This window comes from Paenarthrobacter sp. DKR-5 (assembly GCF_018531425.1).
In the GTDB taxonomy this organism is placed as follows: domain Bacteria; phylum Actinomycetota; class Actinomycetes; order Actinomycetales; family Micrococcaceae; genus DKR-5.
In genome coordinates, this window is sequence record NZ_JAHBOI010000002.1 from 541,876 (window position 1) to 567,889 (window position 26,014).

The following is a 26,014-nucleotide window of genomic DNA, read 5'->3' on the forward strand; positions in this document are numbered from 1 at the left end:
TGCCCGGGGCGCGGAGGGCACCGGGGGCTATGAGGAAATGCAAAGTACCCCAAAAGGGTACCCGCTCGCGTGCAGGGCCAGTAATCGTGGCCCGGTCCCGGAACCGGCCGGGGGCTTAGGCGTGGCCGTAGAAGAGGCGTTCGAAGACGCCCCGGCTGCGGCGCGTGAGCCTGAGGTAGTCCTCCTCGATCACCGCCGCCTGGCCCGGCTGGTAGCCGCACCAGCGGGCGACGGCTTCCAGATCCCGCCGCTTGGCCGGCAGCAGGTCCGAGGACTTTCCGCTCCAGATCACGTTGGCTGAACGGATCCTGCTGGCCAGATGCCAGGCCTCCAGCAGCAACTCCGCGTCCGCCCGGTCGATCAGTCCGAGGCCGGCGCACGCGTGCAGCGCCGCGACCGTGGAAGTGGTCCGCAGCTCCTCATGCCGGCGGCCGTGCTGGAGCTGGAGCAGCTGGACCAGCCATTCGACGTCACTGATCGCCCCCCGGCCAAGTTTGAGGTGGCGCGCCGGGTCGGCGCCGCGCGGCAGCCGCTCGGCTTCCACCCGGGCCTTGATCCGCCGCACTTCCCGCACGTCCTTGTCTTCGAGGTGTTCCGGATAGCGCACCGGCTCGATCAGGCGGATGAAGTCTTCGGCGAGCTCGTTGCTGCCGGCGATCGGGCGCGCCCGCAGCAGGGCCTGCGCTTCCCACACCAGGGACCACCGCTGGTAGTACTCGCGGTACGAATCGAGCGAACGGACCATGGCTCCGCTCTTGCCTTCGGGGCGCAGGTCCGCATCCAGGGTCAGCACCCGTTCATTGAGGATGGCGGGCTTGAGCGGCTGCGTGAGCAGGACGGAGAGCCGCGCCACGATCTGCTCCGCCTGGCGCCGGGCGTCGGTGTCCTCCGCACCCGCCTTCGCCCGGTAGACGTACAGCACGTCAGCGTCCGAACCGTAGCCTATTTCCCTGCCGCCCTGCCGGCCCATCGCCACGACCAGGACCTCGGCAAGAAGCTCGCCGTCGCCGCGCACGATGTTCTCCGCCACGTGCAGCGCGCCGAGAATGGCGGCCTGGTCCGCGTCGGCCAGGGCAGCGCCCACCGCGTCCTGGTCCAACAGCCCGGAACTGTCCGCGATCGCGATGCGCAGGGTTTCCCGGCGCCGGATCAGCCGGATCAGCCGCATCGCCGCCTCCGGGTTCTCGTGCCGGGACATCTTGGACCGGATCTCCTGCCACTGCGCCTCGAACTTCAGCGGGGTCAGGTCCTTGTCGGTCCCCAGCCAGGCGGTCGCTTCCGGGGAGACTTCAAGCAGGTCCGTGATCAGGCGCGAACTGGAGAGCACGTGGCACAGCCGCTCCGCGGCAGCCTTCGAGTCCCGCAGCATGCCGAGGTACCAGTGGGTGGTGCCCAGCGCTTCGCTGATCCGGCGGAAGCCCAGCAGCCCCGCGTCGGGGTCGACGCCGTCCGCGAGCCAGCCCAGCAGGATGGGGAGCAGCTGCCGCTGCAGCGCTGCCCGGCGGCTCACCCCGCCGGTCAGCGCCTCGATGTGGCGGATCGCGCCCTGCGGGTCGCGGTAGCCCAGCGCCGCCAGCCGCCCCTGTGCGGCTTCGGGCGTGAGCTTGACGTCCTCTGCGCTGAGGTGGGCGGCGGTGTTCAGCAGCGGACGGTAGAAGATGCTCTCGTGCAGCTCGCGCACCCGGCGCTTGGTCCGCTGCCAGTTCTCAAGCAGCGCCTCGGCGCTCGGCCGGGCGGCGCTCATCGGCCCGGCGGAGGATTTGGCCAGGGCGCGCAGGGCTGTCTCGGCGACAGGCATCAGGTGCGTGCGCCGCATCTGCACCAGCTGGATGCGGTGTTCGAGCACGCGCAGGTAGCGGTAGGCACGGTCCAGTTCCTGGGCGTCCGAACGGCCGATGTAGCCCTGGCCCGAGAGCGCCGCGATCGCCGACGTCGTGTCCCGGCAGCGCAGCGATTCATCGGCTTTGGCGTGCACGAGCTGCAGCAGCTGCACGGTGAACTCGACGTCGCGCAGGCCGCCCACGCCGAGTTTGATCTGCCGCCCCTCCTCGTTCGGCGGAATGTAGTCGGTGACCCGCCGGCGCATCGCCTGCACGGATTCGACGAACCCTTCACGCTCGGAGGAGGACCAGATCATCGGCGCGACGGCGGTTTCATAGCGGGCGCCGAGTTCGGCGTCGCCGGCGACGGTCCGGGCCTTGAGCAGTGCCTGGAACTCCCAGCTCGCGGCCCAGCGTTTGTAGTAGGTCAAGTGCGACTCGAGGGTGCGCACCAGGGGGCCGTCCTTGCCTTCGGGCCGCAGGTTCGCGTCCACCTCCCACAGTCCGGGTTCCCTGCCCGGAGCGCTGATGGCGCGGGAGAGCCCCGTCGCCAGGGCCGACCCGAGACGGACGGCGGTGGCCTCCTCGAGGCCGGGTGCCTCGATGACGTAGATGACGTCGACGTCGGAGATGTAGTTCAGCTCCCGCGCTCCGCACTTGCCCATGCCGATGACGGTGAACCGTACGGACTGCACCGTCTCCGGATCTTCCTTCGCCGCCAGCTCCGCGCGGGAAACGGCCAGCGCGGCTTCCAGCGCGGCCCCGGCGAGGTCGGCAAGCTCCGCGGCGGCGGTCGGCAGGAAGTCCACCGGTGAAGCGGCGCAGAGGTCCTTGATTGCCAGCTCGGTCAGGTGCCGCCGGTACTGGGTCCGCAGCGCCGCGTACGCTTCGGGCCCGGTGGCGGCGGCCACCGGCCGCCGCGCTGCGGGATCGGCCCCTACGGACCGCAGCAGGGACGCGCGCAGCTCAGCGGGGTCGGCGCCGCGCGGTTCCGGTGTGCCGCGCTGCGCCAGCACCTCGATGTGCTGCGGGTGCCGCATCAGGAATTCGGCGAGCGCTTCGGACGCGCCCAGCAGCCGGAACATCGGTTCGGACCGTTCGGTGCCTGCACCGGCGAGTTCATGCAGCGCCGGGTGTTTCTCGATCAGGCGCACCAGCGATTGCAGGGCCAGATCGGGGTTCGCAGCCAGGGCCAATCCCTCGAACAGCCGGTCCTCGTCGAGGCCGGCCAGCTCCGGCGCGGCCAGGAACCGGGTGCTCTTGTCCAGGTCGCCGAAACCGATCGCGATCAGCTGGCGCTGCAGGCTCACGGTGCGGTCCTACAGGATGCCGAAATGCCGCTGGAGTTCGAAAGGAGTGACCTCCAGGCGGTAGTCCTGCCATTCCTGGCGCTTGTTGCGCAGGAAGTGCTCGAATACCTGCTCACCGAGGATCTCGGCCATCAGGTCCGAATCCTCCATAATCCGGATCGCGTCATGAAGGCTCGAGGGCAGCGGGTCGTGGCCCATCGCGCGGCGCTCGGCCGAGGTCAGCGACCAGATGTCCTCTTCGGCCGCGGACGGCAGGTCGTAGCCTTCCTCGATGCCCTTCAGCCCGGCGCCCAGCAGCACCGCGTACGCCAGGTACGGGTTGGCCGCCGAGTCGATGCCGCGGTATTCGATCCGCGCGGACTGCCCCTTGCCCGGCTTGTAGAGCGGGACGCGCACCAGGGCCGAACGGTTGTTGTGCCCCCAGGACAGGTAGCTCGGCGCCTCTCCCCCGCCCCAGAGGCGCTTGTAGGAGTTCACGAACTGGTTCGTCACGGCGGTGAACTCCGGGGCGTGCCGCAGGATGCCGGCGATGAACTGTTTCGCCGTCTTCGACAGCTGGAATTCCGCCCCCGCTTCATAGAACGCGTTGGTGTCGCCCTCGAACAGTGAAAAATGCGTGTGCATGCCCGAGCCGGGGTGGGCGGTGAAAGGCTTCGGCATGAAGGTCGCATAGGTGCCCTGCATCAGGGCGACTTCCTTGATGACGGTGCGGAACGTCATGATGTTGTCCGCCGTCTGCAGGGCATCGGCGTAGCGCAGGTCGATTTCGTTCTGGCCGGGGCCGGCCTCATGGTGGCTGAACTCGACCGAGATGCCGACCGATTCGAGCATCGTGACGGCCGTGCGGCGGAAATCCTGCGCGACGCCGCCGGGGACGTGGTCGAAGTAGCCGCCCTCGTCCACAGGCACCGGCGCGCCGTCGGGTCCGAGTTCGGTGGACTTGAGCAGGTAGAACTCGATTTCCGGGTGGGTGTAGCAGGTGAAGCCCATGTCCGCGGCCTTGGCCAGCGCACGCTTGAGCACGTTGCGCGGATCCGCGGCGGACGGCTGGCCGTCAGGGGTCAGGACGTCGCAGAACATGCGGGAGGTCTGCTCGGTCTCGCCGCGCCACGGCAGGATCTGGAAGGTGGACGGGTCCGGCTGTGCGAGCATGTCGGACTCGAAGACGCGGGCCAGGCCCTCGATCGAGGAACCGTCGAACCCGAGCCCCTCCTCAAACGCACCCTCGACTTCGGCCGGCGCCAGCGCCACGGACTTCAACGAGCCGACGACGTCAGTGAACCAAAGCCGTACGAAGCGGACATCGCGCTCTTCAATCGTGCGGAGAACGAACTCTTGCTGGCGGTCCATGGCGTCCTTCTGTTCGGGCTGTTGCGGCTGGCAGCGCGGGCCGGCTGTTCCCCGGGTCCGCCGTCGAAACAGAGGCCGCAGTCTCTGGCGTCTACTCTACTAAGAGAAAGCCTGGGGACGGCGCATCCGGCAGGGGAAGCGGCCGCCGGTCATGTGGCTAAAGAACGCGGCCTGAGGCTAGGCTCGGGGGATGGCTGATAACTCCCCGTCCCCGGTGCCGGACGCCCCGAAATCCGCACCGGGATCCGCGCCGCAACCGGACGCCGCGGGCCCCGAAACCGTCGCCCCCTACGGCAGCGGGCCGTCCGGCCTCGCCGCAGCCCGGATCAGGACGCACCATCTGCAGCAGGCCAAGCTCAAGGGCGAGCGGTTCGCCATGCTGACGGCCTATGACCAGTACACCGCGTCGATCTTTGACGACGCCGGCATCGAGGTGCTGCTGGTGGGAGACTCCGCCTCGAACAACGTGTACGGCAACGAAACCTCCCTTCCCGTGACGCTGGACGAAATGATCCCGCTCTGCCGCGCGGTGGCACGCTCCGCCAAGCGCGCCCTCGTCGTCGTCGACCTTCCCTTCGGAAGCTACGAAATTTCTCCGGCACAGGCCATCGAGTCCTCCGTGCGGCTCATGAAGGAGGGCCTGGCCCATGCCGTGAAGATGGAAGGCGGCGCGTATTACGCCGACTACGTGCGCGCCATGGTGGCGGCGGGCATCCCGGTCATGGCGCACATCGGGTTCACCCCGCAGAGCGAACACACCCTGGGCGGCTACCGGGTCCAGGGCCGCGGTGACGCCGCCGAACGGCTCGTGGACGATGCGGTTGCCCTCGCGGATGCCGGCGCGTTCTGCGTGCTGATGGAAATGGTGCCTGCCGAAGCCGCCGCCCGCGTGGACGCAGCGGTGGCCGTTCCCACGATTGGCATCGGGGCGGGCAGCTCCACCACCGGCCAGGTGCTGGTTTGGCAGGACATGGCCGGCCTGCGCACCGGGAAAATCGCCAAGTTCGTCAAGCAGTATGCGGACCTGCACACCGTCCTTTCCGACGCGGCCAAGGCCTATCGGCGGGACGTCCTCGACGGCTCGTTCCCCGGGCCCGAGCACAGCTTCTAGACTGCCTGCACCTCCGGTGCCGGCCGGCAGGACTGTTCCGCAAATCTCTGGACTTATTTCCCGACCGGGTCGTACGGTTGAATCCGGAACGATCTCGCTGGGGGGTGGGTTCTGTGAACGGCACCGGCCGTCGTTGTCTGCCGCCGGGCCTGCTGCCTCCTCGAAGGTGCCGCCGCCTCATCTGGCCGCGCGCGGTACCGGCCCGAAGACAGGCATTGCCTTACCGGCCGGGGATGCCGGAGGGCATTCCCGCTGCCTCCCGGGGCAATGCTGATGCTCACAGGAGCGACGGTGGCGGCCCGACTGTACCGTGCTCGCTGAGCGCGGAAGCCATCAAGCTGCTGTGGGCGGGAGCGGTGAGCGTGGCCGCCTGGGGGCGGTCACGCTCACCGTGCGGGAATCGCCGGGCCGCCGCCCCGCGGTCCTTGCCGGGGCCCGGTCAGTCCTCGTCTCCGGCTTCCCAGCTCTCGTTCCGTTGACGCACCTTTTCCAGGGCGTGCTCGGCTTCCTCGCGCGTCTGGTAAGGGCCGATCAGCTGAGTCCAGTCGGACTGGGCGTCCTCCTCGACCTGGTGGGTCTTCACGTTGTACCAGTACTGCGGCATGGCAGCCTCCTCAGGTTCGTCGCGGCTCTCTGATCTCTCGGCACGATCCTATGCCTTGGCCGGCTTGGTGGAGTCAGCCGGCCGGGGCCGCGCCTTATATGATCGAGGGTATGCCTCACTCTGTCTCCACCGCTCCCATCGGCACGCTGGTACAGGGGACGATCAGCCCGCTCCGCCCGGTGCCGGCGTCGATCCCCCGGCCCGAGTACGTCGGCCGCCCCACGCCGGCGAAGTTCACCGGCTCGGAGGTCAAGAGCCCGGAGACGCTGGAAAAAATCCGCGCGGCCTCCAAGATCGCCGCACAAGCCATTGTCGAGGTCGGGAAGCACATCCGGCCCGGGGTCACCACCGATGAACTGGACCGGATCGGCCACGAGTTCGTGGTCGCCCACAACGCCTATCCCAGCACCCTGGGTTACCGCGGGTTCCCCAAGTCGCTGTGCACGAGCCTGAATGAGGTCATCTGCCACGGCATTCCGGACAGCACCGTCCTGCAGGACGGGGACATCATCAACATCGACATCACGGCCTACAAGGACGGCGTGCACGGCGACACGAACTACACCTTCCTGGTCGGCGATGTGGACGAGGAATCGCGGCTGCTGGTCGAACGGACGCAGGAATCCCTCAACCGCGCGATCAAGGCAGTAGCGCCCGGCCGGGAAATCAATGTAATAGGACGTGCCATATCCTCCTACGCCAAGCGTTTCGGCTACGGTGTAGTGCGGGACTTCACCGGCCACGGCGTCGGCGAGGCTTTCCATACGGGGCTGATCATTCCGCACTACGATGCAGCCCCGGCCTACAACACCGTCATGGAACCCGGGATGGTGTTCACGATCGAACCCATGCTCACGCTCGGCACCATTGAATGGGACATGTGGGACGATGACTGGACCGTGCTGACCCGCGACCGGAAGCGCACCGCCCAGTTTGAGCACACCCTGGTGGTCACGGATTCCGGCGCGGAAATCCTGACCCTGCCCTGACCCGGCCGCGGCACAGCCGCCTCGGCCCCGCCACCCCCATTCCGACCCCGAATCCGGAGAGACAATGCCCAAGGACGACAAAGCCGGCAAGAAGAGTTCGAAGACCGTCATCGGCATCGATATCGGTGGCACCGGCATCAAAGGCGGCATTGTCGACCTCAAGTCGGGCCAGCTGATCGGGGACCGGTTCCGCATTGATACCCCGCGCCCGGCAACCCCCGAAGCCGTCGCGGAGGTGCTCGCCCAGGTGGTGGCGGAACTGGATTCCCGTCCGCAGGCCCCCGGCAAGGACGTCCCGGTCGGCATCGACTTCCCGGCCATTATCTCCCACGGCGTCGCGCGCTCGGCCGCCAATGTGGATCCGTCCTGGATCGGCACCGACGTGGACAAGCTCTTCACGGAGCGGATCGGCCGCAAGGTCCACGTGCTCAACGACGCCGACGCCGCCGGCCTGGCCGAGGTGCGCTACGGCGCCGGGAAGGGCGTCGACGGCGTCGTGCTCGTCATCACCCTGGGCACCGGCATCGGTTCGGCCTTCATCATGGACGGCAAGCTCGTGCCCAACGCCGAGCTGGGCCACCTGGAAATCGACGGTTTTGACGCCGAATCCAAGGCCTCGGCCTCGGCACGCGAACGCGACGGCATCGACTGGGAAGAATACTCCGTGCGACTGCAGCGCTACTTCTCGCACGTCGAGTTCCTCTTCTCCCCCGAACTGTTCATCGTCGGCGGCGGGATTTCGAAGCGCAGCGAGGACTTCCTGCCCGCACTGAAGCTGCAGACCCCGATCGTGACGGCCAAGCTGAGGAACAACGCCGGCATCGTCGGCGCTGCGCTTCAGGTGGCGATCAGCGACAAGATCATCAAGTAATTGGATGCCGGTGGTGGCTCCGGCTTCCCCTCCGCAGCCACCACCGGAGTCTAAAGGGCGCTCTGCGCCTTGCTGCCCGTTCCCGGGCGCTGCTCGCGGCGAAGCACCGCAATGGCAGCCTCGAAGTCCTCGAGCGATTCAAAGGCCTGGTAGACGCTTGCGAAGCGCAGATAGGCCACTTGGTCCAGCTTCTGCAGCGGGCCGAGGATAGCCAGGCCCACCTCGTGGGCTTCGATTTCCGCGGCTCCGCTGGCCCGGATGGCTTCTTCCACTTCCTGGGCCAGAAGGGCGAGGTCGTCGTCCGTGACGGGCCGGCCTTGGCAGGCTTTGCGGACGCCGTTGATGACCTTGGAGCGGCTGAACGGCTCCCCCACCCCCGAGCGCTTGATCACAGTCAGGCTGGTTGTCTCCACCGTGGTGAAGCGCCGCCCGCACTGGGCGCACTGGCGGCGCCGGCGGATGGCGGAGCCGTCATCCGTGACGCGGCTGTCCACGACCCGCGAATCCGGGTTGCGGCAGAAAGGACAGTACACGCCGTTTCCCCGCTTTCCGCTCCGCGCCTGATGTGATGGGCCAGTCCACCCATTCTAGGACTAGATATTGTTGAATTACAAGACTGTCATTACCACATGTAGTGGTTCGCGGCCTTGCCGGGACGGATCTGCCGGGACCAATTTGATGGGACCAAGGTGCTCAGCCTCCGAGGAAGCGGATGCTGACCGCGTCCCCGTGCGCCGGCAGGTCCTCGGCGCGCGAAAGGCTCACGATGTGGCCGCTCACCTCGTTCAGCGCCGCCTTGTCGTAGTCAATGACCTGGATTGCGCGGAGGAAAGTCGCCACGTTCAAACCGGAGGAGAATGCTGCGGTGCCGCTGGTGGGGAGGACGTGGTTGGAACCGGCGCAGTAGTCACCCAGGCTCACCGGGCTGTAGTCCCCCACAAAAATGGCGCCGGCGCTGCGGACCCTGGAAGCGACCGCGCCGGCATCCGCGGTCATCACCTCGAGGTGCTCGGCAGCGTAGGCGTCGCACACCTGCAGGCCCTGCTCGACGTCGTCCACCAGGACAATGGCTGACTGTTCCCCGGACAGCGCCTGCCGGACGCGCCCGGAGTGCTTGGTCGCCGCCGCCTGTGCGGAAAGCTCGGTGCGCACGGCAGCGGCGAGTTCCTCGGAATCGGTGACCAGCACGGACGCCGCGTTCGGGTCGTGCTCGGCCTGGCTGATCAGGTCCGCCGCGACGAGCGCCGGGCGGGCCGTCGCATCGGCGAGGATCAGAATCTCCGTGGGGCCGGCCTCCGAATCGATCCCGACAACCCCCTTGACCAGCCGCTTGGCTGTGGCCACGAAAATGTTTCCCGGGCCGGTGACGACGTCGACGGGGTCGATCCCTGGGGCGTCCGGGGCGGCGTCCACACCGTAGGCGAAGGCCGCGATGGCCTGGGCTCCGCCGATCGCGTAGACCTCCTCGATGCCAAGCAGTTCCGCGGCAGCCAGGATCGTCGGGTGCGGCAGCCCACCGGAAGCCTTCTGCGGCGGGGAGGCCAGGGCAATCGATTCGACGCCCGCCGCGAGGGCGGGCACCACGTTCATGATGACCGAGGAAGGATAGACCGCCAGGCCGCCGGGAACATACAGCCCGACCCGCCCCACCGGAACCCATTTCTGCGTCACTTTCGCGCCGGCACCCAGCTCGACTTCAGCGGCGGTGGGACGCTGCGCATCAGCGAAGGCACGGGCCCGGCTGATGGACTCCTCCAGGGCGCTCCGGACCGCGGGGTCGAGCATCTCCAGCGCCTCCGCGAGAGCCGACGCCGGCACCCGCGGGTGGTCCTGGCGGACGCCGTCGAACTTTTCAGCGAGCGCGGACAGGGCCCCGAAGCCGCCGGACCGCACCTGGGCGATGATCGCCGCGACCTGCTGTTCGGCGTCGGCGGCGCGCTCGTTGCGGGCCCGGGGCACGGCGCGCCGGAGTTCGGCGAGGCTGAGGTGCTCCCCGCGCAGGTCGATGCCGCGGATGCTGACGGTGGCGGTGTCTTCGATAGTCACCGCTCCAGTTTACGCGGGCGGCCCTAGGCAGCCCGCGCCGGCGAGGAGCGCAGAAGGCTTCCGAGGTTGAGGAAGAACGAAGCGAGGGCCGCCGCCCCGGGCCAGATCGCCAGCACGCTGTAGGAACGCAAGGAGAACAGAACGCTGTCGCTCACAGGGTTCGCCGGAGCATGGCCCCACCAGGAGCCGGCCAGCACGCCGACCTGCCACGCCACCAGTGAGCCGACGATGCTGCCGACGACGGCGGCGTTCACCTTCGAGGACGCGCCGGGCGCGCGCCGCTTCGGGAACAGCAGGCCCGCGACCACAAGGCCGGCCACGAGCCCGATGAGCCCGAGCGTCAGGTCGCGGGGCAGCCAGGTGTCGGCGTTCTCCCCTGAGGCGTAGAAGGCTCCGCCCGGAGCGAGGAACCACCAGAGCAGGCCCACCGGGATGCCCGCGGCGGCGGTGAGGCTGAACCACCGGATCAGGGATGCCGGGGGCGCCGACGTCAGGTCGGCGGGAACCGCAGGGGTGTAGGCGGCCGGAGGGTAGGCCGGCTGGCCGGAGGAGGCGGGCTGCGTCATGGATCCACATTAACAAACCTGTCGTCCGGGCATGGACGGCCCGGCGCATTGCGTGGAAACTGGGAGCAAGCTGTCAGCAACGAGGGGAAGGCGGCCAGTGACCGAGGCACGCGCAGACCGGAGCGACATCTTCAGGGAGATGTTCCGCCGCCATGCCGCGGGGGTGGTCATCGTGACGGCGAACCATGGGGGCGTGCCCTACGGCTTCACCGCGACGTCCGTGGCATCGCTGTCCGCGGATCCTCCCCGGTTCACGTTCAACATGGCCCGGACCAGTTCCTCGTGGTCCGCGGTGGCCAATGCCGATTTCGTCGGGGTGCACATGCTGGGGCTGATGAACCGCGGCCTGGCCGACCGCTTCGCCCGGAGCCGCGACCGGTTCGAGGGGGACCACTGGCGGCGCGGCGCCCAGGACGTGCCGCTGCTCCATGACGTGACCGGCTGGCTGGTCGGCAGGATCGTCGCCCGGCTGTCCTTCGAGAGCAACGCCGTCATCGTGGCCGAAGTCGTCGACGGCGCCGTCGGCCGTGACGACGTTCCGCTGCTCTACCACGGGGGTGCCTACGGCCAGCCCTCGCCGCTGGAGTACGAGATCTGAGCTGGCCCCCGGCCTGCGGGGCCGGCGGGGGCTGCTCAGGCCTCCAGGCAGGCAGGACCGAGCAGCACCTTCAGGTCCCCGAACAGCGCAGGCGTCGGACTGACCCGCAGGTGCACGCCGAGCTTCATCACCTCGATGGACCGGGTCCCGGCCAGCCGCACCTGCACCTCGCTGGTTCCCGGATGGGTGCGCAGCACATCCCCGAGCGCCGTGACCACCGCCTCGGTCGCCTTGTGGTTCTGCATCGAGATCACCACCGGCCCGGAATGGCCGTCGCTCAGGTCCGGCACGGTCATTTCCTGCGCGTTGAGGGTCACTGCCCCGTCGTCGCGCCGCTGCAGCCGGCCACGGACCACGACGATCAGGTCCTCGGCCAGCACGGTGGAGATCGGACCGTAGACCTGGCCGAAGAACATGACTTCCATCGAGCCGCCCAGGTCTTCGATCTCGGCCCGCGCATAGGCGTTGCCGCTGTTCTTGGCGATGCGGCGAGAGAGCGAGGTGATCATGCCGGCGATGGTCACGATGGCGCCGTCGGGCGGGCCCTCTTCCCCGATGATCTGGGTAATCGAGGAATCGGCGTGCTGGCTCAGCACCCCCTCCAGGCCCTGCAGAGGGTGGTCCGAGACGTAGAGGCCGAGCATGTCGCGCTCGAAGGAGAGCTTGTCCTTTTTCTCCCACTCGGGCAGGTCCGGTATCTCGGTGGTCAGGGAGGCTTCCGGTTCCTCGTCCCCGATGCCGGCGAAGAGGTCGAACTGGCCCACGGCCTCGTTGCGCTTGATCGTGATGACCGAGTCGATGGCCTCCTCGTGGATCATGGCCAGCGCGCGCCGCGGATGGCCCAGCGAGTCGAAGGCTCCCGCCTTGATCATGGACTCAATGGTGCGCTTGTTGCACACCACGGCCGGCACCTTCATGAGGAAATCCTTGAAGGAGGTGAAGGCGCTCTGCTCCTGCCGCGCCTTCACCATGGCCTCGACCACATTCACCCCGACGTTGCGCACGGCGGCCATGCCGAAGCGGATGTCGGTGCCGACAGGCGTGAAGTTGACGGAGGATTCGTTCACGTCCGGCGGCAGCACCGTGATGCCCATCCGCCGGCATTCGTTCAGGTACATCGCCAGTTTGTCCTTGTCGTCGCCCACGGAGGTGAGCAGCGCGGCCATGTACTCGGAGGGGTAGTGCGCCTTCAGGTACGCCGTCCAGTAGGAGACGACCCCGTACGCCGCGGAGTGCGCCTTGTTGAACGCGTAGTCGGAGAACGGAAGCAGGATGTCCCACAGCGTCTTGACCGCCGCGTCGGAGTAGCCGTTGGCCTTCATGCCGCCGGAGAAGCCCTCGTACTGCTTGTCCAGCTCGGACTTCTTCTTCTTGCCCATCGCGCGGCGCAGGATGTCGGCCTGGCCGAGGCTGTACCCGGCCAGTTTCTGCGCGATGGCCATGACCTGCTCCTGGTACACGATCAGGCCGTAGGTCTGGCCGAGGATCTCCGAGAGGGGTTCCGCGAGCTCCGGGTGGATCGGGGTGATGTCCTGGAGCTTGTTCTTGCGCAGCGCGTAGTTGGTGTGCGCGTTGGCGCCCATCGGGCCGGGCCGGTAGAGCGCGAGCACGGCGGAGATGTCCTCGAAGTTGTCCGGCCGCATGAGCTTCAGGAGCGAGCGCATCGGGCCGCCGTCGAGCTGGAACACCCCGAGGGTGTCGCCGCGGGCGAGCAGGTCGTAGGAGGCCCTGTCATCGAGCGCCAGGTCCTCCAGGACCAGGTCCTCGTCCCGGTTGAGCTTGATGTTCTCCAGCGCGTCCGTGATGATCGTCAGGTTCCGCAGGCCCAAAAAGTCCATCTTGATCAGGCCGAGGCCCTCACAGGTCGGATAGTCGAACTGGGTGATCACCTGGCCGTCCTGGTCGCGCCGCATGATCGGGATGATGTCGATCAGCGGGTCCGAGGACATGATCACGCCGGCAGCGTGGACCCCCCACTGGCGCTTCAGGCCTTCCAGGCCCTGCGCCATCTCGAAGACCTTCTGCGAATCGGCATCGGACTTGAGCAGCTCGCGCAGCTCGTCCGCCTCCGAGTACCGCTTCGCGTCCGGGTTGTGCACGTCCGCGAGGGAGATGCCCTTGCCCATCACGTCCGGCGGCATCGCCTTCGTCAGGCGCTCACCGGTGGAGAACGGATAGCCGAGCACGCGGGAGGAGTCCTTCAGCGCCTGCTTGGCCTTGATCGTTCCGTAGGTGACGATCATGGCCACACGCTCGTCACCGTACTTCTCGGTGACGTAGCGGATCACTTCGGAGCGGCGGCGGTCGTCGAAGTCGACGTCGAAGTCAGGCATGGAAACGCGGTCGGGGTTCAGGAACCGCTCGAAGATCAGGCCGTGCTCGAGCGGGTCGAGGTCGGTGATGCGCATCGCGTAGGCGGCCATCGAGCCGGCGCCGGAGCCGCGGCCGGGACCGACGCGGATGCCGTTGTTCTTGGCCCAGTTGATGAAGTCCGCCACGACCAGGAAGTAGCCGGGAAAGCCCATCTGGGAGATGACGCCGACCTCGTAGTCGGCCTGCTTGCGGACCTTGTCCGGGATGCCTTCGGGGTAGCGGTAGTGCAGGCCCTTTTCGACTTCCTTCACGAACCAGGACTGTTCGTTCTCGCCCGCCGGCACCGGGTACCGGGGCATGTAGTTGGCCTTGGTGTTGAACTCGACGTCGCAGCGCTCGGCGATGAGCAGCGTGTTGTCGCACGCCTCCGGGTGGTCGCGGAAGATCGAGCGCATCTCGGCCGGTGACTTGAGGTAGAACTCGTCGGCGTCGAACTTGAAGCGCTTCGGGTCCGCCATCGTGGACCCGGACTGCACGCAGAGCAGCGCCGCGTGCGAGGCGGCGTCCTCGGCGCGCGTGTAGTGCAGGTCGTTGGTGGCCACCAGCGGCAGGTTCAGGTCCTTGGCGAGCTTGAGCAGGTCGCTGGTGACGTTGCGCTCGATGTCCAGGCCGTGGTCCATGAGCTCGCAGAAGAAGTTCTCCGGGCCGAAGATGTCGCGGAAGTCCGACGCCGCCTGCACTGCTTCCTTGTACAACCCGAGCCGCAGCTTGGTCTGCACTTCGCCCGAGGGGCAGCCCGTGGTGGCAATCAGGCCCTTGCCGTAGGTCTGCAGCAGCTCGCGGTCCATGCGCGGCTTGTAGAGGTAGCCCTCCAGCGACGCCAGCGAGGACATCCGGAACAGGTTGTGCATGCCCTCGGTGGTCTCCGAGAACAGCGTCATGTGGGTGTAAGCGCCTGCGCCGGAAACGTCGTTGCGGCCGCCGTCGCCCCAGCGCACGCGGGTCTTGTCCTGCCGCGCGGTACCGGGGGTGAGGTAGGCCTCGACGCCGATGATCGGCTTGATGCCGGCAGCCTTGGCCTTGGACCAGAAGTCGAACGCACCGAACACGAACCCGTGGTCGGTGGTCGCCATCGAGGTCATGCCGAGTTCGTTCGCGTGTTCGAAGAGGTCCGTCAGCCGGGCGGCGCCGTCCAGCATCGAGTACTCGGTATGGACGTGCAGATGGGTGAAGGAGTCCTGGCTTGCCACCCGTCCATTCTAAGTCCGGCGATGTCCCCGGCCGGTCAGGCGCGGCCGTCGGCCAGCGCGTCGAGGGCGTACTGCAGGTCATCCGGGTAGTCGCTCGTGACGACCACCCACTCCCCCGTTGACGGGTGGGTGAAGCCCAGCTGCCGGGCGTGCAGCCATTGCCGGGTCAGTCCGAGCGCGGCCGCGAGCTTCGGGTCCGCGCCGTAAGTGAGATCTCCGGCACAGGGGTGGCGCAGGGCGGAGAAATGGACGCGGATCTGGTGGGTCCGGCCGGTCTCCAGGTGCACCTCCACGAGCGAGGCTTTGCCGAAGGCTTCGATTACTTCGTAGTGCGTCACCGAGGGCCGCCCGTCCTCCACGACGGCGAACCGCCAGTCGTAGCCGGGGTGCCGGCCGATGGGCGCGTCGATGGTGCCCTTGAGCGGATCCGGCAGACCCTGCACCAGCGCGTGGTACACCTTGTCCACCGTGCGCTCCTTGAAGGCCCGCTTGAGCGCGGTGTAGCCGAGTTCGGTCTTGGCCACCACCATCACGCCCGAGGTGCCGACGTCGAGCCGGTGCACGATGCCGCGGCGTTCGGGCGCCCCGGAGGTGGAGATCCGGAAGCCGGCGGCGGCGAGGCCGCCGACCACCGTCGGCCCCACCCACCCCGGGGAGGGGTGGGCAGCAACGCCGACAGGCTTGTCGATCACCACGAAGTGCTCGTCGTCGAGCAGCACGTCAAGTCCCTCGACCGGCTCCTCGACGACGGCGAGCGGGTCCCGGCGCTCGGGCACCTGCACGTCCAGCCGCTGGCCGGCCGAGACCTTGTCCGCCTTGGCCAGCGGTGCGCCCGAGGCGCTGACATTGCCTTCGCTGCAGAGCAGGGCGGCCGCGCTGCGGGACACTCCCAGCAGCTGGGCCAGCGCAGCGTCGGCGCGGCTGCCCGAGAGCTCCTCCGGAACCGTGTACTGCTCAGGCGTCACCGGGCGCCTCCGGGGAACCTTCCGGGGCCGCCCCAGGGGCGCCCTTGGCTGCGGCGTGCCGGCGGCCGTCCAGTCCGAGCCCGTTCAGGGTCAGGATGCAGATCAGGATCACCGCGCCGACGATCGCGGAGTCGGCGATGTTGAAGATGGCGAAGTTCGGCAGGGCGATGAAGTCGACGACGTGGCCCATCCCGAAGGAAGGCGGCCGGAACAGCCGATCAGTGAGGTTCCCCAGCGCGCCGCCGAGCAGCATCCCGAGGGCGACGGCCCACCAGACGGAGCCGAGCCGCCGGGCCTGCCAGAGGATCAGGACGGCAACGACCGCCATGATGATGCTGAAGACCCACGTGAAGTTCTCGCCGATGGAGAACGCGGCGCCGGAGTTGCGGATGTAGTGCCAGCTCAGCAGCGGCGGCAGGACAGCAGTGACCTGGCCTTCGTACATCGTGGAGCTCACCCACGCCTTGGTCAGCTGGTCGAAGACATAGGCGAATACCGCCAGGCCCGCGAGGATGGCCAGAAGCGGGCCGCGCCGCCGGACTCGCGGCGGGGCCGGGCGGGCTGGGGCGGTGGATTCTTCGTTCATCTTGCTTTCGTTCTAGCACATATTCGTTGCCGAAGGCTGGACGGTCGCCCGGCCTTCAGGCAGTGGACATGACAGAAGCCGGCGGCTGGGCAGTCCCCAGCCGCCGGCTTCCGCGGCAGTTGTCAGATGTTGCTGTTGGCGTCCGAAATCTCCGGAGTGGCAACGGAGCCGCGGGATTCGAGGTCGCGCAGCTGGCCTTCGATGTAAGCCTTCAGGCGCGAGCGGTAGTCGCGCTCGAAGCCGCGCAGCTGCTCCACCTTGCGCTCGAGGACCGAGCGCTGCTGCTCGAGGGCGCCGAGCACCTTCCGGCTCTTTTCCTGGGCGTCGTTGACGAGGCTGCTGGCCTCGATCTGTGCTTCGGCGATGATCTTGTCGCGCTGCGCGATGCCGTCGTTGACGTGCTGGTCGTGCAGCTTCTGGGCCATGGCGAGAACGCCGGCAGCGGATTCGGCAGCCACGTTGGCGCCGCTGGGGGCAGCCTGCACGGCAGACGGCTGCGCCGGGACCTTGGCGACCGCGGCCTCGGGCTCTTCCTTCTTGGCCGGCTTGGCCTCTTCCTTCGGCTCTTCCTTCTTCTCGGCCGGGACCTTTTCGACCACCGGGGCGCCGGCTGCTGCAGCCTGCGGCTGCTTGCCGGAGGAAAGGTCTGCAACCTGCTTGCGCAGGTCCTCGTTTTCCTGGTTCAGGCGCCGCAGTTCGACGACGATCTCATCAAGGAAATCGTCGACCTCGTCCTGGTCGTATCCCTCGCGGAATTTGGTCGGCTGAAACCGCTTGTTGACAACGTCTTCTGGCGTCAGAGCCATCTGGTCACCTCATTGGTTTGGTTCGTCTGACAGCCTGCCGGCGGTCGACTCTACGGTATCGAATACTGTCGTGGGAACTCTAATTCACAGTAAGTGTGCTTCGGAGTTTTTACTTCTTGGTTCGGAGACTAACACAGCGGATACGGCTGCCGGGGATATTGGCGGCCACATTCCCGTAAAGCGAAATCAGGCCAAATTCCCGGTGACGTTCATCGCTATTGAAACCGCGATAAAGAGCACCAGGAAGCCCAGATCCAGGCTGATGCCCCCGATACGGATCGGCGGGAGCCAGCGGCGCAGCAGGCGCAGCGGCGGATCCGTCACGCTGTAGACCACATGGGCGGCGACCAGCGCGACGCCCCGGGGGCGCCAACTGCGCGCGAAGATCTGCACCCAGTCGTACACCAGCCGCACCAGCAGAGTCACGAAGAACAGAAAGAGCAGGAGATGCAGCAGGGAGAAGACAATCGACACGCTCGAACACGATCCTTTTCTGGGTCAACCCACGGTCCTCCCATCCTAGCGGGCGCCAGGACCGCGCGATCGGCCGCGTCGCGCCGGTGACTGCGTGCCGGCGGCGCCGCCACGTCAGCTCTGGTTGAAGAAGCTGGTCTGCGACTCGCTGGCCTTTTTGTCATCGCCAAGGACCTCAATGTAGGACGGCGAAAGCAGGAAGACCTTGTTGGTGACGCGCTCGATGCTGCCGTGCAGGCCGAAGACCAGGCCGGCCGAGAAGTCCACGAGGCGCTTGGCGTCGGCTTCGCCCATGTCCGTGACGTTCATGATCACGGGGATCCCGTCGCGGAAGCTCTCGCCGATCACCTTGGCGTCGTTGTAGGAGCGCGGATGCACCGTGGTGATCTGGCGGAGGGCTGCGGAGTCCTCGCGGCTGGATGCCGCACGCTTGATGGGTGTCACGGGTGCCCGGTACTCCTCCTGCGCCGGTGCCGCGGCGGCCGCTGCAGGTTCCTGCGCGCTGGCCGGACGGCGCTCTTCGCGCTCGTAGTCCACTGAATAATCCTCGTTCTTGTGCCCGGAGTCGCTGGTTTCGGACTCGTAGTGCTCGTCACCATCGGCGAGCCCAAGATAGATCATTGTCTTGCGCAGAGCGCCGGCCATGGTTGGCTCCTATCGTGTCTTCTTTTCGTGCAGTCCGGGTGCGGTACAAACGGTGCGGTAAAACATGTCTCCAACAGGCCTGACGCTACCGTACCGGCGGCCGCGCACCGAGGACATCCGAACCGACGCGCAGGTGTGTCGCTCCGTGCGCCACGGCCTGTTCAAGATCCTGGCTCATGCCCGCTGATATCGCCGTGGCGGCGGGGTGCGAAAGCCTCAGGTCCCGCGAGATTCCGGCCAACCGGCTGAACGCCGCGTCCGGGTCCGCACCCAGCGGCGCCACCGCCATCACGCCGGCCAGCGCCAGACCGGGGGTGCCGGCGATCCGGTCGGCAAGGGCGGCGACGCCGGCCGGCGACGCTCCGCCGCGGCCCTCCCCGCCGCCGTCCTGCAGGTCGACCTGGATGAAGCAGGCCAGGTCCGGCCTGCCGCTGGCCTGCTGTTCGGCAGCCATCGCCTTGCCGAGCGCATCCACGAGCGACGCCCGGTCCACCGAGTGCACCGAATGGGCATAGCGGACCACCGATTTCGCCTTGTTCTTCTGCAGCTGGCCGATGAAGTGCCACCGCAGGCCGAGGCCTTCAAGCTCGGCCGCTTTCGCCGAAGCCTCCTGGTCGCGGCTTTCCCCCACGTCCCGCACGCCCAGCGCGGCCAGCAGGCGGATATCGGACGCCGGGTGGAACTTGGTGACGACGATCAGTTCGGGCGCCGGCCCCTTTCGCCCGGCAGCCGCGGCGGCAATCCGCTCCCGGACCCGTGCGAGGGCCCCGGCCAGTTCCGCGCTGCGGTCGGCAGGCTCAGCCATGGAGCCACACCAGTCCTGCGAAGCGTCCGGTCGGCGCGTCGCGCCGGTGCGAAAAGAGGCGCTCCTCCTCCTGGGTGCAGCCGCCCGCGAACTCGTACCTGACGCCGGCGGCAGCCAGCTGGCTGGCGACCCCGGCAGGCAGGTCAAGGGCGGGAGTGCCGACCCGGGTGACGGCATGCGTTGCCGGCACCGCCGCGGCCACCTCCTGGCGCATCGCGGCCGGGACCTCGTAGCACAACCCGCACACGGAGGGGCCGATCCAGGCGCTGATCGCGGCCGCGCCGGCGTGCCGCATGGCCTCCACGGTGCGCGGGACGACACCGGAGGCCACGCCCGGCCTGCCTGCGTGCGCCACCGCCAGCACCGGCGAGCCGTGCGCCGTCTCCCCCACCAGCACGACGGGCACGCAGTCAGCAACCATCACGGCGAGGGCACGGCCGGTGGACACCATCGCGTCGGCGGTCGGCGCGGGCGCGGGCCCGTTGATCACCGCCACCTCGTTGCCGTGGACCTGGTCCATGAACTGCAGGGGGGCACCGGCAAGGCCCAGCTCGCGTTCGAGCCGGGCCCGGCGGAGCAGCACCGCGTCGGGGTCATCGCCGACATGAAGGGCCATGTTCCCGGCGCCGGTGTCCGTGAATGCCACCGACACGCCGGGACGCACTTCCTCACGCCACCAGAACACCCGAATTCGCCCGGTCCTACTTCAGGAAGTCGGGGACGTCCAGGTCATCGGCCCGGGAGCCGGACAGGTCCGGCTCCACGACGGCCGGCAGGTCGACGTCGAAACCGGCGTCACTGTGCGAACCGTTGGAGGACGGCCTGCCCCAGGCACCGAGCGACGACGGCGCGGCCACCGGGGCGGAGCTCTGTGCGGGGGCGTGGTTCGGGACGGGGACCTGGGCCGCTGCCGCGCGCTCGGCCTGGTGGGACTCCGGGGAGGCGTTGGTGGCGTCCACATTGTCGAACCCGGCCGCGATCACCGTGACGCGTGCTTCGTCGCCGAGCGCGTCGTCGATGACTGCACCGAAGATGATGTTCGCCTCCGGGTGCGCCACTTCCTGGACGAGGCGTGCCGCCTCGTTGATCTCGAACAGGCCCAGGTCGGAACCGCCCTGGATCGACAGCAGCACGCCGTGCGCGCCGTCGATCGAGGCCTCGAGCAGCGGGGAGGCAATCGCCAGTTCGGCGGCCTTGACGGCACGGTCCTCGCCGCGCGCGGACCCGATGCCCATCAGCGCAGAGCCGGCGCCCTGCATCACGGACTTGACGTCGGCGAAGTCGAGGTTGATCAGGCCCGGGGTGGTGATCAGGTCCGTGATGCCCTGCACACCGGACAGGAGCACCTGGTCGGCGGAGCGGAAGGCGTCCAGCACGGACACGTTGCGGTCGCTGATCGAGAGCAGTCGGTCGTTCGGGATGACGATCAACGTGTCCACTTCGTCACGCAGCGCGTCGATGCCGTTCTCGGCCGAGCTCGCGCGGCGGCGGCCCTCGAAGGTGAACGGGCGGGTGACCACGCCGATGGTGAGTGCCCCGAGCGAGCGGGCGATGCGGGCCACGACGGGCGCGCCGCCCGTGCCCGTGCCGCCGCCTTCGCCGGCGGTCACGAAGACCATGTCCGCACCGCGGAGCACTTCCTCAATCTCCTCGGCGTGGTCCTCGGCGGCCTGGCGTCCGACGTCGGGGTTTGCTCCGGCACCCAGGCCACGGGTCAGTTCACGGCCGACGTCGAGCTTGACGTCAGCGTCGCTCATCAGGAGGGCCTGCGCGTCGGTGTTGATCGCAATGAACTCAACGCCGCGCAGCCCCACCTCGATCATGCGGTTGACTGCGTTCACGCCACCGCCGCCGATGCCGACGACCTTGATGACGGCCAAGTAATTCTGCGGTGCTGCCACGTTCCGTGTCCCTTGTTCGTTTCCTGGATTTGGTTCAACCAAAGCTTGAAGCTTTGTAGCTTAACCTTCAAGTTGAAGGTTATAGTTATGTCAAGTAGCTCTGTCTGCGACGGTATTGAGGATTGGATGGTTCTGCAATGACCAGTACCGCGTGTCGCCGTTTTGCCCGGAAAGTCTGACCGCGTGAGGCGCTAACGGGTAACCGGGTCGCGCGGGGTGCTGACGTCGTAGACCTGGACCGGGGCCGCCCCCGGCAAGGTGCTCGGCGCAGCGTTCAACAGTGCCTGCAGCACCTTCGCCTTGAGTTCCTTCTCCGAAGCGTTGCCCCACACCACGGTCTTGCCGTCGTTGAGGGTGAGCTGCACTGAATCGACCGAGGATGCCTGGGCGTGGTCCATCCGCGCCAGGATGGCCGGCGGCAGCACCGCCAGCACAGCGGTGATCGCCTTGAAAATATTCTTGCCGACGGCCGCCGTGCCGCCGTCGATCACCGGCAGCGCCACCGCTGAACGGTCCTTCACCGTCGCTACCTGGACCCCGTCCTGGTCGACCTGCACGAAGGCATTGCCGTTCTTCACCAAGGCGACCGGCACGCGCTCGGTGATGTGCACCAGCAGGGTCGACGGCGGCCGGGCCTCGATGGTGCTGTAGTGGACCTGTGGCAGCCGGCCGAGCAGTTGCTGGACCTGCGCGGCGTCGACCTGCGGCAGGGGCTTGCCCTTGAGTGGCGCCAAGGCGGCGTCGACCTGCTTGGCGGTGGCCAGCTTCAGGCCGTCCACCTTGATGGTGCGCACGGCCAGCAGCGGGGAGAACACCAGCACAGCCACCAGCGCGGCCACGACAGCCACGACAGCTCCGGCCGTGAGCAGCAGACGCCGCCGCCGCCGGCGCGCCGGCGGCTCCGGGAACGCCAGGACGTTCGCCGCGTCGTCCGGGTCGGCGCCCGGCACGGCCTTCCTGCGGCCCGGCCAGCGGAAACCGGAGCGCTCCGGCGTCGTCACCGCGTCGGACTGCGCGTCCTCGCCGGCCGGTCCCCCGTCCGCCTGCCGCGCCGCGCGCGCATTCTTTGCGGAACTCTTTGCGGAATTCTTTGCCGCGTTCTCCTGTGCGGGCGCCGGGTCGACGTCCTTGGTCGCGGAGAAAACCCGCCCCGGACGCCGGAGCCCGGTCCCGTCCGCCGTGCCTTGCTCCGGAGCCGCGCCTTGTTCCGGCGCCGGCGGCGGCCCGGCGGTGGCGGCCCCGTTGCCGCGCGAGCTGATGACGGGCGGTTTGCGGTTACCCGGCATGGCCGCCCCCGAGCGCTGCAACGACGTCGGCACCGAGGGCAGTGACATCGCCCGCGCCGACTGTGAGGATGATGTCTCCGGGCCTGGCGTCCGCTCCGGCCGCGGCAACCGCCGCGGCCTTGTCGGGCTGGTAGCTGCCGTGCTGCATCCTGGCGGTGATCAGCTCACTGGTCACCCCGGGGATCGGATCCTCCCGGGCCGGATAGATGTCGAGCACGGCCACCGTATCGGCAAGATCGAGGGCAGCGGCGAACTCCGCTGCGAATTCCCGCGTGCGCGAGAACAGGTGCGGCTGGAAGATGACATGCACCCGGTGGCCCTCGGCGACCGTCCTGGCGGCGGTCAGCGCGGCGTGCACCTCGGTGGGGTGGTGGGCATAGTCGTCAAACACGCGCACCCCCCGGCCGGCGCCCTTGAATTCGAAACGGCGGGCGGCCCCGGCGAAAGCTGCCAGCGCGGCGGCTGCCTGGGCGGGCTCCACGCCAAGTTCCACCGCCACCGCGAAGGCGGCGGCCGCGTTCAGCGCGTTGTGCACACCGGGGACCTGGAGCCGGAGCGGGAAGGTTTCAGCCAGACCGTCGCGCTGCAGCGACAGCGCGGCGCCGGGCGCGGCCGGGTTGAGCAGCCTCACGTCCGCGTTTTCGTCCTGCCCGTAGAGCACCACGCGGCAGGCGCCGAGTTCCCGGACGCCCAGCCCCAGTTCCCGGGACCCGGCGTCGTCGGCGCAGGCCACCAGCAGGCCCCCGGCCGGCAGCAGCGCGGCGAACCGGCGGAACGACTCGTACACCGCTTCGGCGGTGCCGTAATGGTCCAGATGGTCCGGCTCGACGTTCGTCACGACGGCGATGCCCGGCCGGTAGTTCAGGAACGAACCGTCCGATTCATCCGCCTCCGCGACGAAGATGTCGGACCGTCCGTGTGCGGCGTTGACCCCGAGCGCCGGGACGGTGGCGCCGATGGCGAAGGACGGGTCCAGCCCGGCGCCGCGCAGCAGCACGGTGATCATGGACGTCGTGGTGGTCTTGCCGTGCGTGCCGGCCACGGCCACCACGCGGTCGGCAGCCATCGCAGCTGCCAGCGCCTCGGACCGGTGCAGCACCGTGAGCCCGCGTGACCTTGCGACGGCCAGTTCCGGATTGCTCTCGCGGATCGCGGAAGAAATCACGACGGTGTCGACGTCCGCCACGGCCTCGGCGCTGTGCCCGGCGACCACCCGGGCGCCCAGTGCTGCCAGCGCGCGCAGGCCGGCCGATTCGTTGGCGTCCGATCCGCTGACCGGCACGCCCTGGGCCAGCATGATTCGGGCGACGGCGGACATGCCGGCGCCCCCGATCCCCACGAAGTGGACGCGGCCCAGGTCCGCCAGCACGGCCGGGCTCATTCGGACACCGCCTCGGCGACCAGCGCGGCCATCCGGCGGTCGGCGTCGCGGATGCCCAGCGCGGCCGCTGCCGCGGACATGGTCTGCAACCGGGCCGGGTCGGTCAGCAGCGGGACGAGGTTCGCGTACACCCAGTCGGGCGTGAACGCGTCGTCGCTGACCAGGACCGCTCCCCCGGCCGCCGCCAGCTCCGCTGCGTTCAAAGCTTGTTCGCCGTTGCCGTGCGGCAGCGGCACCAGCACGGATGGCAGGCCGACAGCTGACACCTCGCTGACCGTTGCGGCCCCGGCCCGGGCGAGCAGCAGGTCGGCGGCCGCGTAGACGCTCTCCATCCCGTCCACGTATTCGACCTGCCGGTAGCCCGGGGCCTCAAGGACCGCGCCGTCGTCGGCAAGCACCTGCTTGCCGCGGCCGGTGATGTGCAGGACCTGGATGCCGGCATCGGAGAGAGCGGGGATGGACCGGGCGATCGTGCCATTGATGCTCGCGGCCCCCGACGAGCCGCCGGTGACGACAAGCACCGGCTGGTCCTCGCTCAGGCCCAGTGCCGCGCGGGCGGCAGGGCGGGCTGCCTCGCGGTCGAGACCGGAAATTTCCCGGCGCATCGGCATGCCCACCAGGCGCGCGTGCGGCAGTTTGGCCGCAGTGAACGCCACGGCCACACGCCGCGCGAAGCGTGCCCCCACGCGGTTGGCCAGACCGGGCCGGGCGTTTGCCTCGTGCACGACAACGGGGATGCCGCGGCTCCGCGCGGCCAGGTACATGGGGGTGCAGACATAACCGCCGACGCCGACCAGCACGTCCGCGCCGGCTTGCTCGAGGATGCGCCCGGCCTGTCCGACGGCGCGGGCGAGCCGTGCGGGCAACCGCAGCAGGTCCCCGGACGGCTTGCGCGGCATCGGGACCCTGTCGATGGTGGCCAGCTCGAATCCTGCAGCGGGCACGAGCCGGCTCTCCATGCCGTTCTCGGTGCCGACGGCAAGGATCCGGGTCTCGGGGTTCTGCTCGCGCAGGGCGTGGGCGATGGCGAGCAGCGGGCTGACATGTCCTGCCGTCCCTCCGCCCGCGAGTACGACTGAAAGGGCGCGGGTGCTCATGAAGTGGATAAGTCGCTTTCCTGCTTGGTTCGGGCGAACGAAAGAATGACGCCGATGGCGGCCAGGTTACAGACCAGCGCCGAGCCGCCGTACGAGATGAAGGGCAGCGGGACGCCGATGACCGGCAGCATGCCGGTCACCATGGCGATGTTCACCACTGCCTGCCCAAGGATCCAGATCATCAGTGACCCGGCCACGATGCGCACGAAGGGCTCGTTCTGGTGGCGGTTCACCACGCGGAAGATGGCGACGGCGAGGATGCCGAAGAGCACCAGCACCACCAGGGTGCCCACCAGTCCGAGCTCCTCGCCGATGATCGCGAAGATGAAGTCGTTGTGGGCCTCGGGGATCCAGTTCCACTTCTGCCGGCTTTGTCCAAGCCCCACGCCAAGCCAGCCCCCGGAGGCGAGGGCGTAGATGCCGTTGGTGGACTGATAGCAGACGTCCTGGCCGTTGTCGCAGCCGTGCCCCAGCCAGGCAGTGATGCGCCCCATCCGGTTCGCGCTGGTGACGGCCAGGACGAGCGCAAAGACAACACCGGCCGCCCCCGCCACCCCGAACATCTTCATCGGGGTTCCGGCGAAGAACAGGCCCGCACCCACGATGATGGCGATGAGCACCGAGGTGCCCAGGTCGTGCCCGAGCGCCACCAGCGACACGATGATCACGGCGGCAGGAATCACCGGCACGACAACGTGCATCGGGCGCCGCAGCAACGAGACCTTGCGGTACAGCACCGCGCCCATCCACAGTGCCAGTGCGAGCTTGGCGAATTCGGAAGGCTGCGCGCTGAACGGGCCGATCACGATCCAGTTCTTGTTGCCGTTGACTTCGGTGCCGATGGCGAGCACCAGCACCAGCAGCAGCAGCGCCAGGAAGAGTGCGGGCCAGGCGAGGCCGCGGATGAAGCGGACCTTCCGCCGGGACAGGAACAGCATGGCCGCGATGCCGACGACGGCGTAGATCCCCTGCCGCAGGAACAGCTGGTAGGAGGATTCACCGGTGGTGATCGCCTCCACCGAGGAGGACGAGAGCACCATCATCAGGCCGATGACGGTCAGCGCCAGCGTGGCTCCAAGGATCAGGTAGTAGCTGGAACCGCCGGCGCCGCCGTTGCCCTCCAGCCGCGGCCAGAACCCGCGGAGCAGGGTGCGCGCCCGGGCCAGCGCTGCAGGGCTGCTCACTGTGCGCACCTGGGTGCTGCCCGTGGCCTTGGGGCGGGTGGGCGTGGTGACCATTG

At 68.4% G+C, this 26,014-nt stretch carries 23 protein-coding genes; 4 read left to right on the forward strand and 19 right to left on the reverse strand.

Annotated elements, in window-relative coordinates:
* Positions 1-115: 115 nt before the first annotated feature.
* On the reverse strand, positions 116-3,130 hold the full coding sequence (locus tag KIH31_RS05905; RefSeq protein ID WP_214426136.1) for a bifunctional [glutamine synthetase] adenylyltransferase/[glutamine synthetase]-adenylyl-L-tyrosine phosphorylase: 3,015 nt from the start codon (positions 3,128-3,130) through the stop codon (positions 116-118).
* 9 nt (positions 3,131-3,139) lie between these two features.
* Positions 3,140-4,480, reverse strand: coding sequence for a type I glutamate--ammonia ligase (gene glnA / locus KIH31_RS05910; protein ID WP_214426137.1), 1,341 nt, complete (start codon positions 4,478-4,480; stop codon positions 3,140-3,142).
* 190 nt (positions 4,481-4,670) lie between these two features.
* Here glnA and panB point away from each other — a divergent pair, with 190 nt between their 5' ends.
* Complete coding sequence (panB, locus tag KIH31_RS05915) at positions 4,671-5,591, forward strand: 3-methyl-2-oxobutanoate hydroxymethyltransferase (RefSeq protein WP_214426138.1); 921 nt, start codon at positions 4,671-4,673, stop codon at positions 5,589-5,591.
* Between the two features lie 439 nt (positions 5,592-6,030).
* On the opposite strand, the gene KIH31_RS05920 is transcribed toward panB, so the two are convergent.
* Complete coding sequence (locus tag KIH31_RS05920) at positions 6,031-6,195, reverse strand: SPOR domain-containing protein (protein WP_214426139.1); 165 nt, start codon at positions 6,193-6,195, stop codon at positions 6,031-6,033.
* A 110-nt stretch (positions 6,196-6,305) separates the two neighbouring features.
* Between KIH31_RS05920 and map the strand changes: the two genes are divergently transcribed.
* Both map and ppgK read left to right on the forward strand, forming a co-directional pair.
* Positions 6,306-7,184, forward strand: coding sequence for a type I methionyl aminopeptidase (map, locus tag KIH31_RS05925; protein WP_214426140.1), 879 nt, complete (start codon positions 6,306-6,308; stop codon positions 7,182-7,184).
* Positions 7,185-7,248: 64 nt separating this feature from the next.
* A complete protein-coding gene (gene ppgK, locus KIH31_RS05930) occupies positions 7,249-8,055 on the forward strand; it encodes a polyphosphate--glucose phosphotransferase (RefSeq protein WP_214426141.1) in 807 nt (268 codons plus the stop codon).
* Between the two features lie 50 nt (positions 8,056-8,105).
* Here ppgK and nrdR read toward each other — a convergent pair whose 3' ends face one another.
* The 3 genes from nrdR to KIH31_RS05945 all read right to left on the reverse strand — a co-directional run bounded on the left by nrdR (position 8,106) and on the right by KIH31_RS05945 (position 10,667).
* On the reverse strand, positions 8,106-8,588 hold the full coding sequence (nrdR, locus tag KIH31_RS05935; RefSeq protein ID WP_214426142.1) for a transcriptional regulator NrdR: 483 nt from the start codon (positions 8,586-8,588) through the stop codon (positions 8,106-8,108).
* Positions 8,589-8,748: 160 nt separating this feature from the next.
* On the reverse strand, positions 8,749-10,101 hold the full coding sequence (hisD, locus tag KIH31_RS05940; RefSeq protein WP_214426143.1) for a histidinol dehydrogenase: 1,353 nt from the start codon (positions 10,099-10,101) through the stop codon (positions 8,749-8,751).
* A 23-nt stretch (positions 10,102-10,124) separates the two neighbouring features.
* Entirely contained in the window at positions 10,125-10,667 is a 543-nt protein-coding gene (locus KIH31_RS05945) for a hypothetical protein (RefSeq protein WP_214426144.1), read from the reverse strand.
* A 139-nt stretch (positions 10,668-10,806) separates the two neighbouring features.
* On the opposite strand from KIH31_RS05945, the gene KIH31_RS05950 reads away from it, so the two are divergent.
* Positions 10,807-11,265: a flavin reductase family protein gene (locus tag KIH31_RS05950; RefSeq protein ID WP_214426261.1), complete on the forward strand. Its 459-nt coding sequence runs from the start codon at positions 10,807-10,809 to the stop codon at positions 11,263-11,265.
* A gap of 35 nt (positions 11,266-11,300) precedes the next feature.
* Here the strand turns inward: KIH31_RS05950 and dnaE are convergent, their stop codons facing one another.
* From dnaE to ftsW, 13 genes are all read right to left on the reverse strand, one after another.
* Entirely contained in the window at positions 11,301-14,828 is a 3,528-nt protein-coding gene (gene dnaE, locus KIH31_RS05955) for a DNA polymerase III subunit alpha (protein ID WP_214426145.1), read from the reverse strand.
* Between the two features lie 35 nt (positions 14,829-14,863).
* Entirely contained in the window at positions 14,864-15,793 is a 930-nt protein-coding gene (locus KIH31_RS05960) for an RluA family pseudouridine synthase (protein WP_214426146.1), read from the reverse strand.
* Positions 15,783-16,379 (reverse strand): signal peptidase II, encoded by a 597-nt coding sequence (gene lspA, locus KIH31_RS05965; protein WP_214426147.1) that lies wholly within the window; start codon positions 16,377-16,379, stop codon positions 15,783-15,785. Before lspA ends, KIH31_RS05960 begins: the two co-directional genes overlap by 11 nt.
* Before the next feature lie 122 nt (positions 16,380-16,501).
* Entirely contained in the window at positions 16,502-17,185 is a 684-nt protein-coding gene (locus KIH31_RS05970) for a DivIVA domain-containing protein (RefSeq protein WP_214426148.1), read from the reverse strand.
* A 186-nt stretch (positions 17,186-17,371) separates the two neighbouring features.
* Positions 17,372-17,659: a YggT family protein gene (locus KIH31_RS05975; protein WP_214426149.1), complete on the reverse strand. Its 288-nt coding sequence runs from the start codon at positions 17,657-17,659 to the stop codon at positions 17,372-17,374.
* Positions 17,660-17,773: 114 nt separating this feature from the next.
* The gene (locus tag KIH31_RS05980; RefSeq protein WP_214426150.1) at positions 17,774-18,304 is read right to left on the reverse strand and encodes a cell division protein SepF; all 531 of its coding nucleotides are present in this window, start codon (positions 18,302-18,304) and stop codon (positions 17,774-17,776) included.
* An 85-nt stretch (positions 18,305-18,389) separates the two neighbouring features.
* Entirely contained in the window at positions 18,390-19,109 is a 720-nt protein-coding gene (locus KIH31_RS05985) for a YggS family pyridoxal phosphate-dependent enzyme (RefSeq protein WP_214426151.1), read from the reverse strand.
* The gene (locus tag KIH31_RS05990) at positions 19,102-19,794 is read right to left on the reverse strand and encodes a polyphenol oxidase family protein (RefSeq protein ID WP_214426152.1); all 693 of its coding nucleotides are present in this window, start codon (positions 19,792-19,794) and stop codon (positions 19,102-19,104) included. The genes KIH31_RS05985 and KIH31_RS05990 overlap by 8 nt, the downstream gene beginning before the upstream one ends.
* Before the next feature lie 16 nt (positions 19,795-19,810).
* Complete coding sequence (ftsZ, locus tag KIH31_RS05995; protein WP_214426153.1) at positions 19,811-21,010, reverse strand: cell division protein FtsZ; 1,200 nt, start codon at positions 21,008-21,010, stop codon at positions 19,811-19,813.
* Between the two features lie 191 nt (positions 21,011-21,201).
* Entirely contained in the window at positions 21,202-22,344 is a 1,143-nt protein-coding gene (locus tag KIH31_RS06000) for a cell division protein FtsQ/DivIB (RefSeq protein ID WP_214426154.1), read from the reverse strand.
* Entirely contained in the window at positions 22,286-23,677 is a 1,392-nt protein-coding gene (gene murC, locus KIH31_RS06005) for a UDP-N-acetylmuramate--L-alanine ligase (protein WP_214426155.1), read from the reverse strand. The genes KIH31_RS06000 and murC overlap by 59 nt, the downstream gene beginning before the upstream one ends.
* Positions 23,674-24,774 carry an undecaprenyldiphospho-muramoylpentapeptide beta-N-acetylglucosaminyltransferase gene (gene murG / locus KIH31_RS06010; protein ID WP_214426156.1) on the reverse strand — a complete coding sequence of 367 codons (1,101 nt, stop codon included), beginning with the start codon at positions 24,772-24,774 and terminating at the stop codon, positions 23,674-23,676. The genes murC and murG overlap by 4 nt, the downstream gene beginning before the upstream one ends.
* Positions 24,771-26,012, reverse strand: a complete 1,242-nt coding sequence (ftsW, locus tag KIH31_RS06015; RefSeq protein WP_214426157.1) for a putative lipid II flippase FtsW — start codon at positions 26,010-26,012, stop codon at positions 24,771-24,773. The genes murG and ftsW overlap by 4 nt, the downstream gene beginning before the upstream one ends.
* Positions 26,013-26,014 lie beyond the last annotated feature (2 nt).

Excerpts from the sequence above, each read along its gene's own strand:
- ftsW (WP_214426157.1), bottom strand. The coding sequence starts at position 26,012 with ATGGTCACCACGCCCACCCGCCCCAAGGCCACGGGCAGCACCCAGGTG.
- map (WP_214426140.1), top strand. The coding sequence starts at position 6,306 with ATGCCTCACTCTGTCTCCACCGCTCCCATCGGCACGCTGGTACAGGGG.
- KIH31_RS05920 (WP_214426139.1), bottom strand. The coding sequence starts at position 6,195 with ATGCCGCAGTACTGGTACAACGTGAAGACCCACCAGGTCGAGGAGGAC.
- ppgK (WP_214426141.1), top strand. The coding sequence starts at position 7,249 with ATGCCCAAGGACGACAAAGCCGGCAAGAAGAGTTCGAAGACCGTCATC.
- murC (WP_214426155.1), bottom strand. The coding sequence starts at position 23,677 with ATGAGCCCGGCCGTGCTGGCGGACCTGGGCCGCGTCCACTTCGTGGGG.
- KIH31_RS06000 (WP_214426154.1), bottom strand. The coding sequence starts at position 22,344 with ATGTCACTGCCCTCGGTGCCGACGTCGTTGCAGCGCTCGGGGGCGGCC.
- KIH31_RS05970 (WP_214426148.1), bottom strand. The coding sequence starts at position 17,185 with ATGGCTCTGACGCCAGAAGACGTTGTCAACAAGCGGTTTCAGCCGACC.
- murG (WP_214426156.1), bottom strand. The coding sequence starts at position 24,774 with ATGAGCACCCGCGCCCTTTCAGTCGTACTCGCGGGCGGAGGGACGGCA.
- glnA (WP_214426137.1), bottom strand. The coding sequence starts at position 4,480 with ATGGACCGCCAGCAAGAGTTCGTTCTCCGCACGATTGAAGAGCGCGAT.
- KIH31_RS05980 (WP_214426150.1), bottom strand. The coding sequence starts at position 18,304 with ATGGCCGGCGCTCTGCGCAAGACAATGATCTATCTTGGGCTCGCCGAT.
- KIH31_RS05950 (WP_214426261.1), top strand. The coding sequence starts at position 10,807 with ATGTTCCGCCGCCATGCCGCGGGGGTGGTCATCGTGACGGCGAACCAT.
- lspA (WP_214426147.1), bottom strand. The coding sequence starts at position 16,379 with ATGAACGAAGAATCCACCGCCCCAGCCCGCCCGGCCCCGCCGCGAGTC.
- KIH31_RS05985 (WP_214426151.1), bottom strand. The coding sequence starts at position 19,109 with ATGGCTGAGCCTGCCGACCGCAGCGCGGAACTGGCCGGGGCCCTCGCA.
- panB (WP_214426138.1), top strand. The coding sequence starts at position 4,671 with ATGGCTGATAACTCCCCGTCCCCGGTGCCGGACGCCCCGAAATCCGCA.
- KIH31_RS05945 (WP_214426144.1), bottom strand. The coding sequence starts at position 10,667 with ATGACGCAGCCCGCCTCCTCCGGCCAGCCGGCCTACCCTCCGGCCGCC.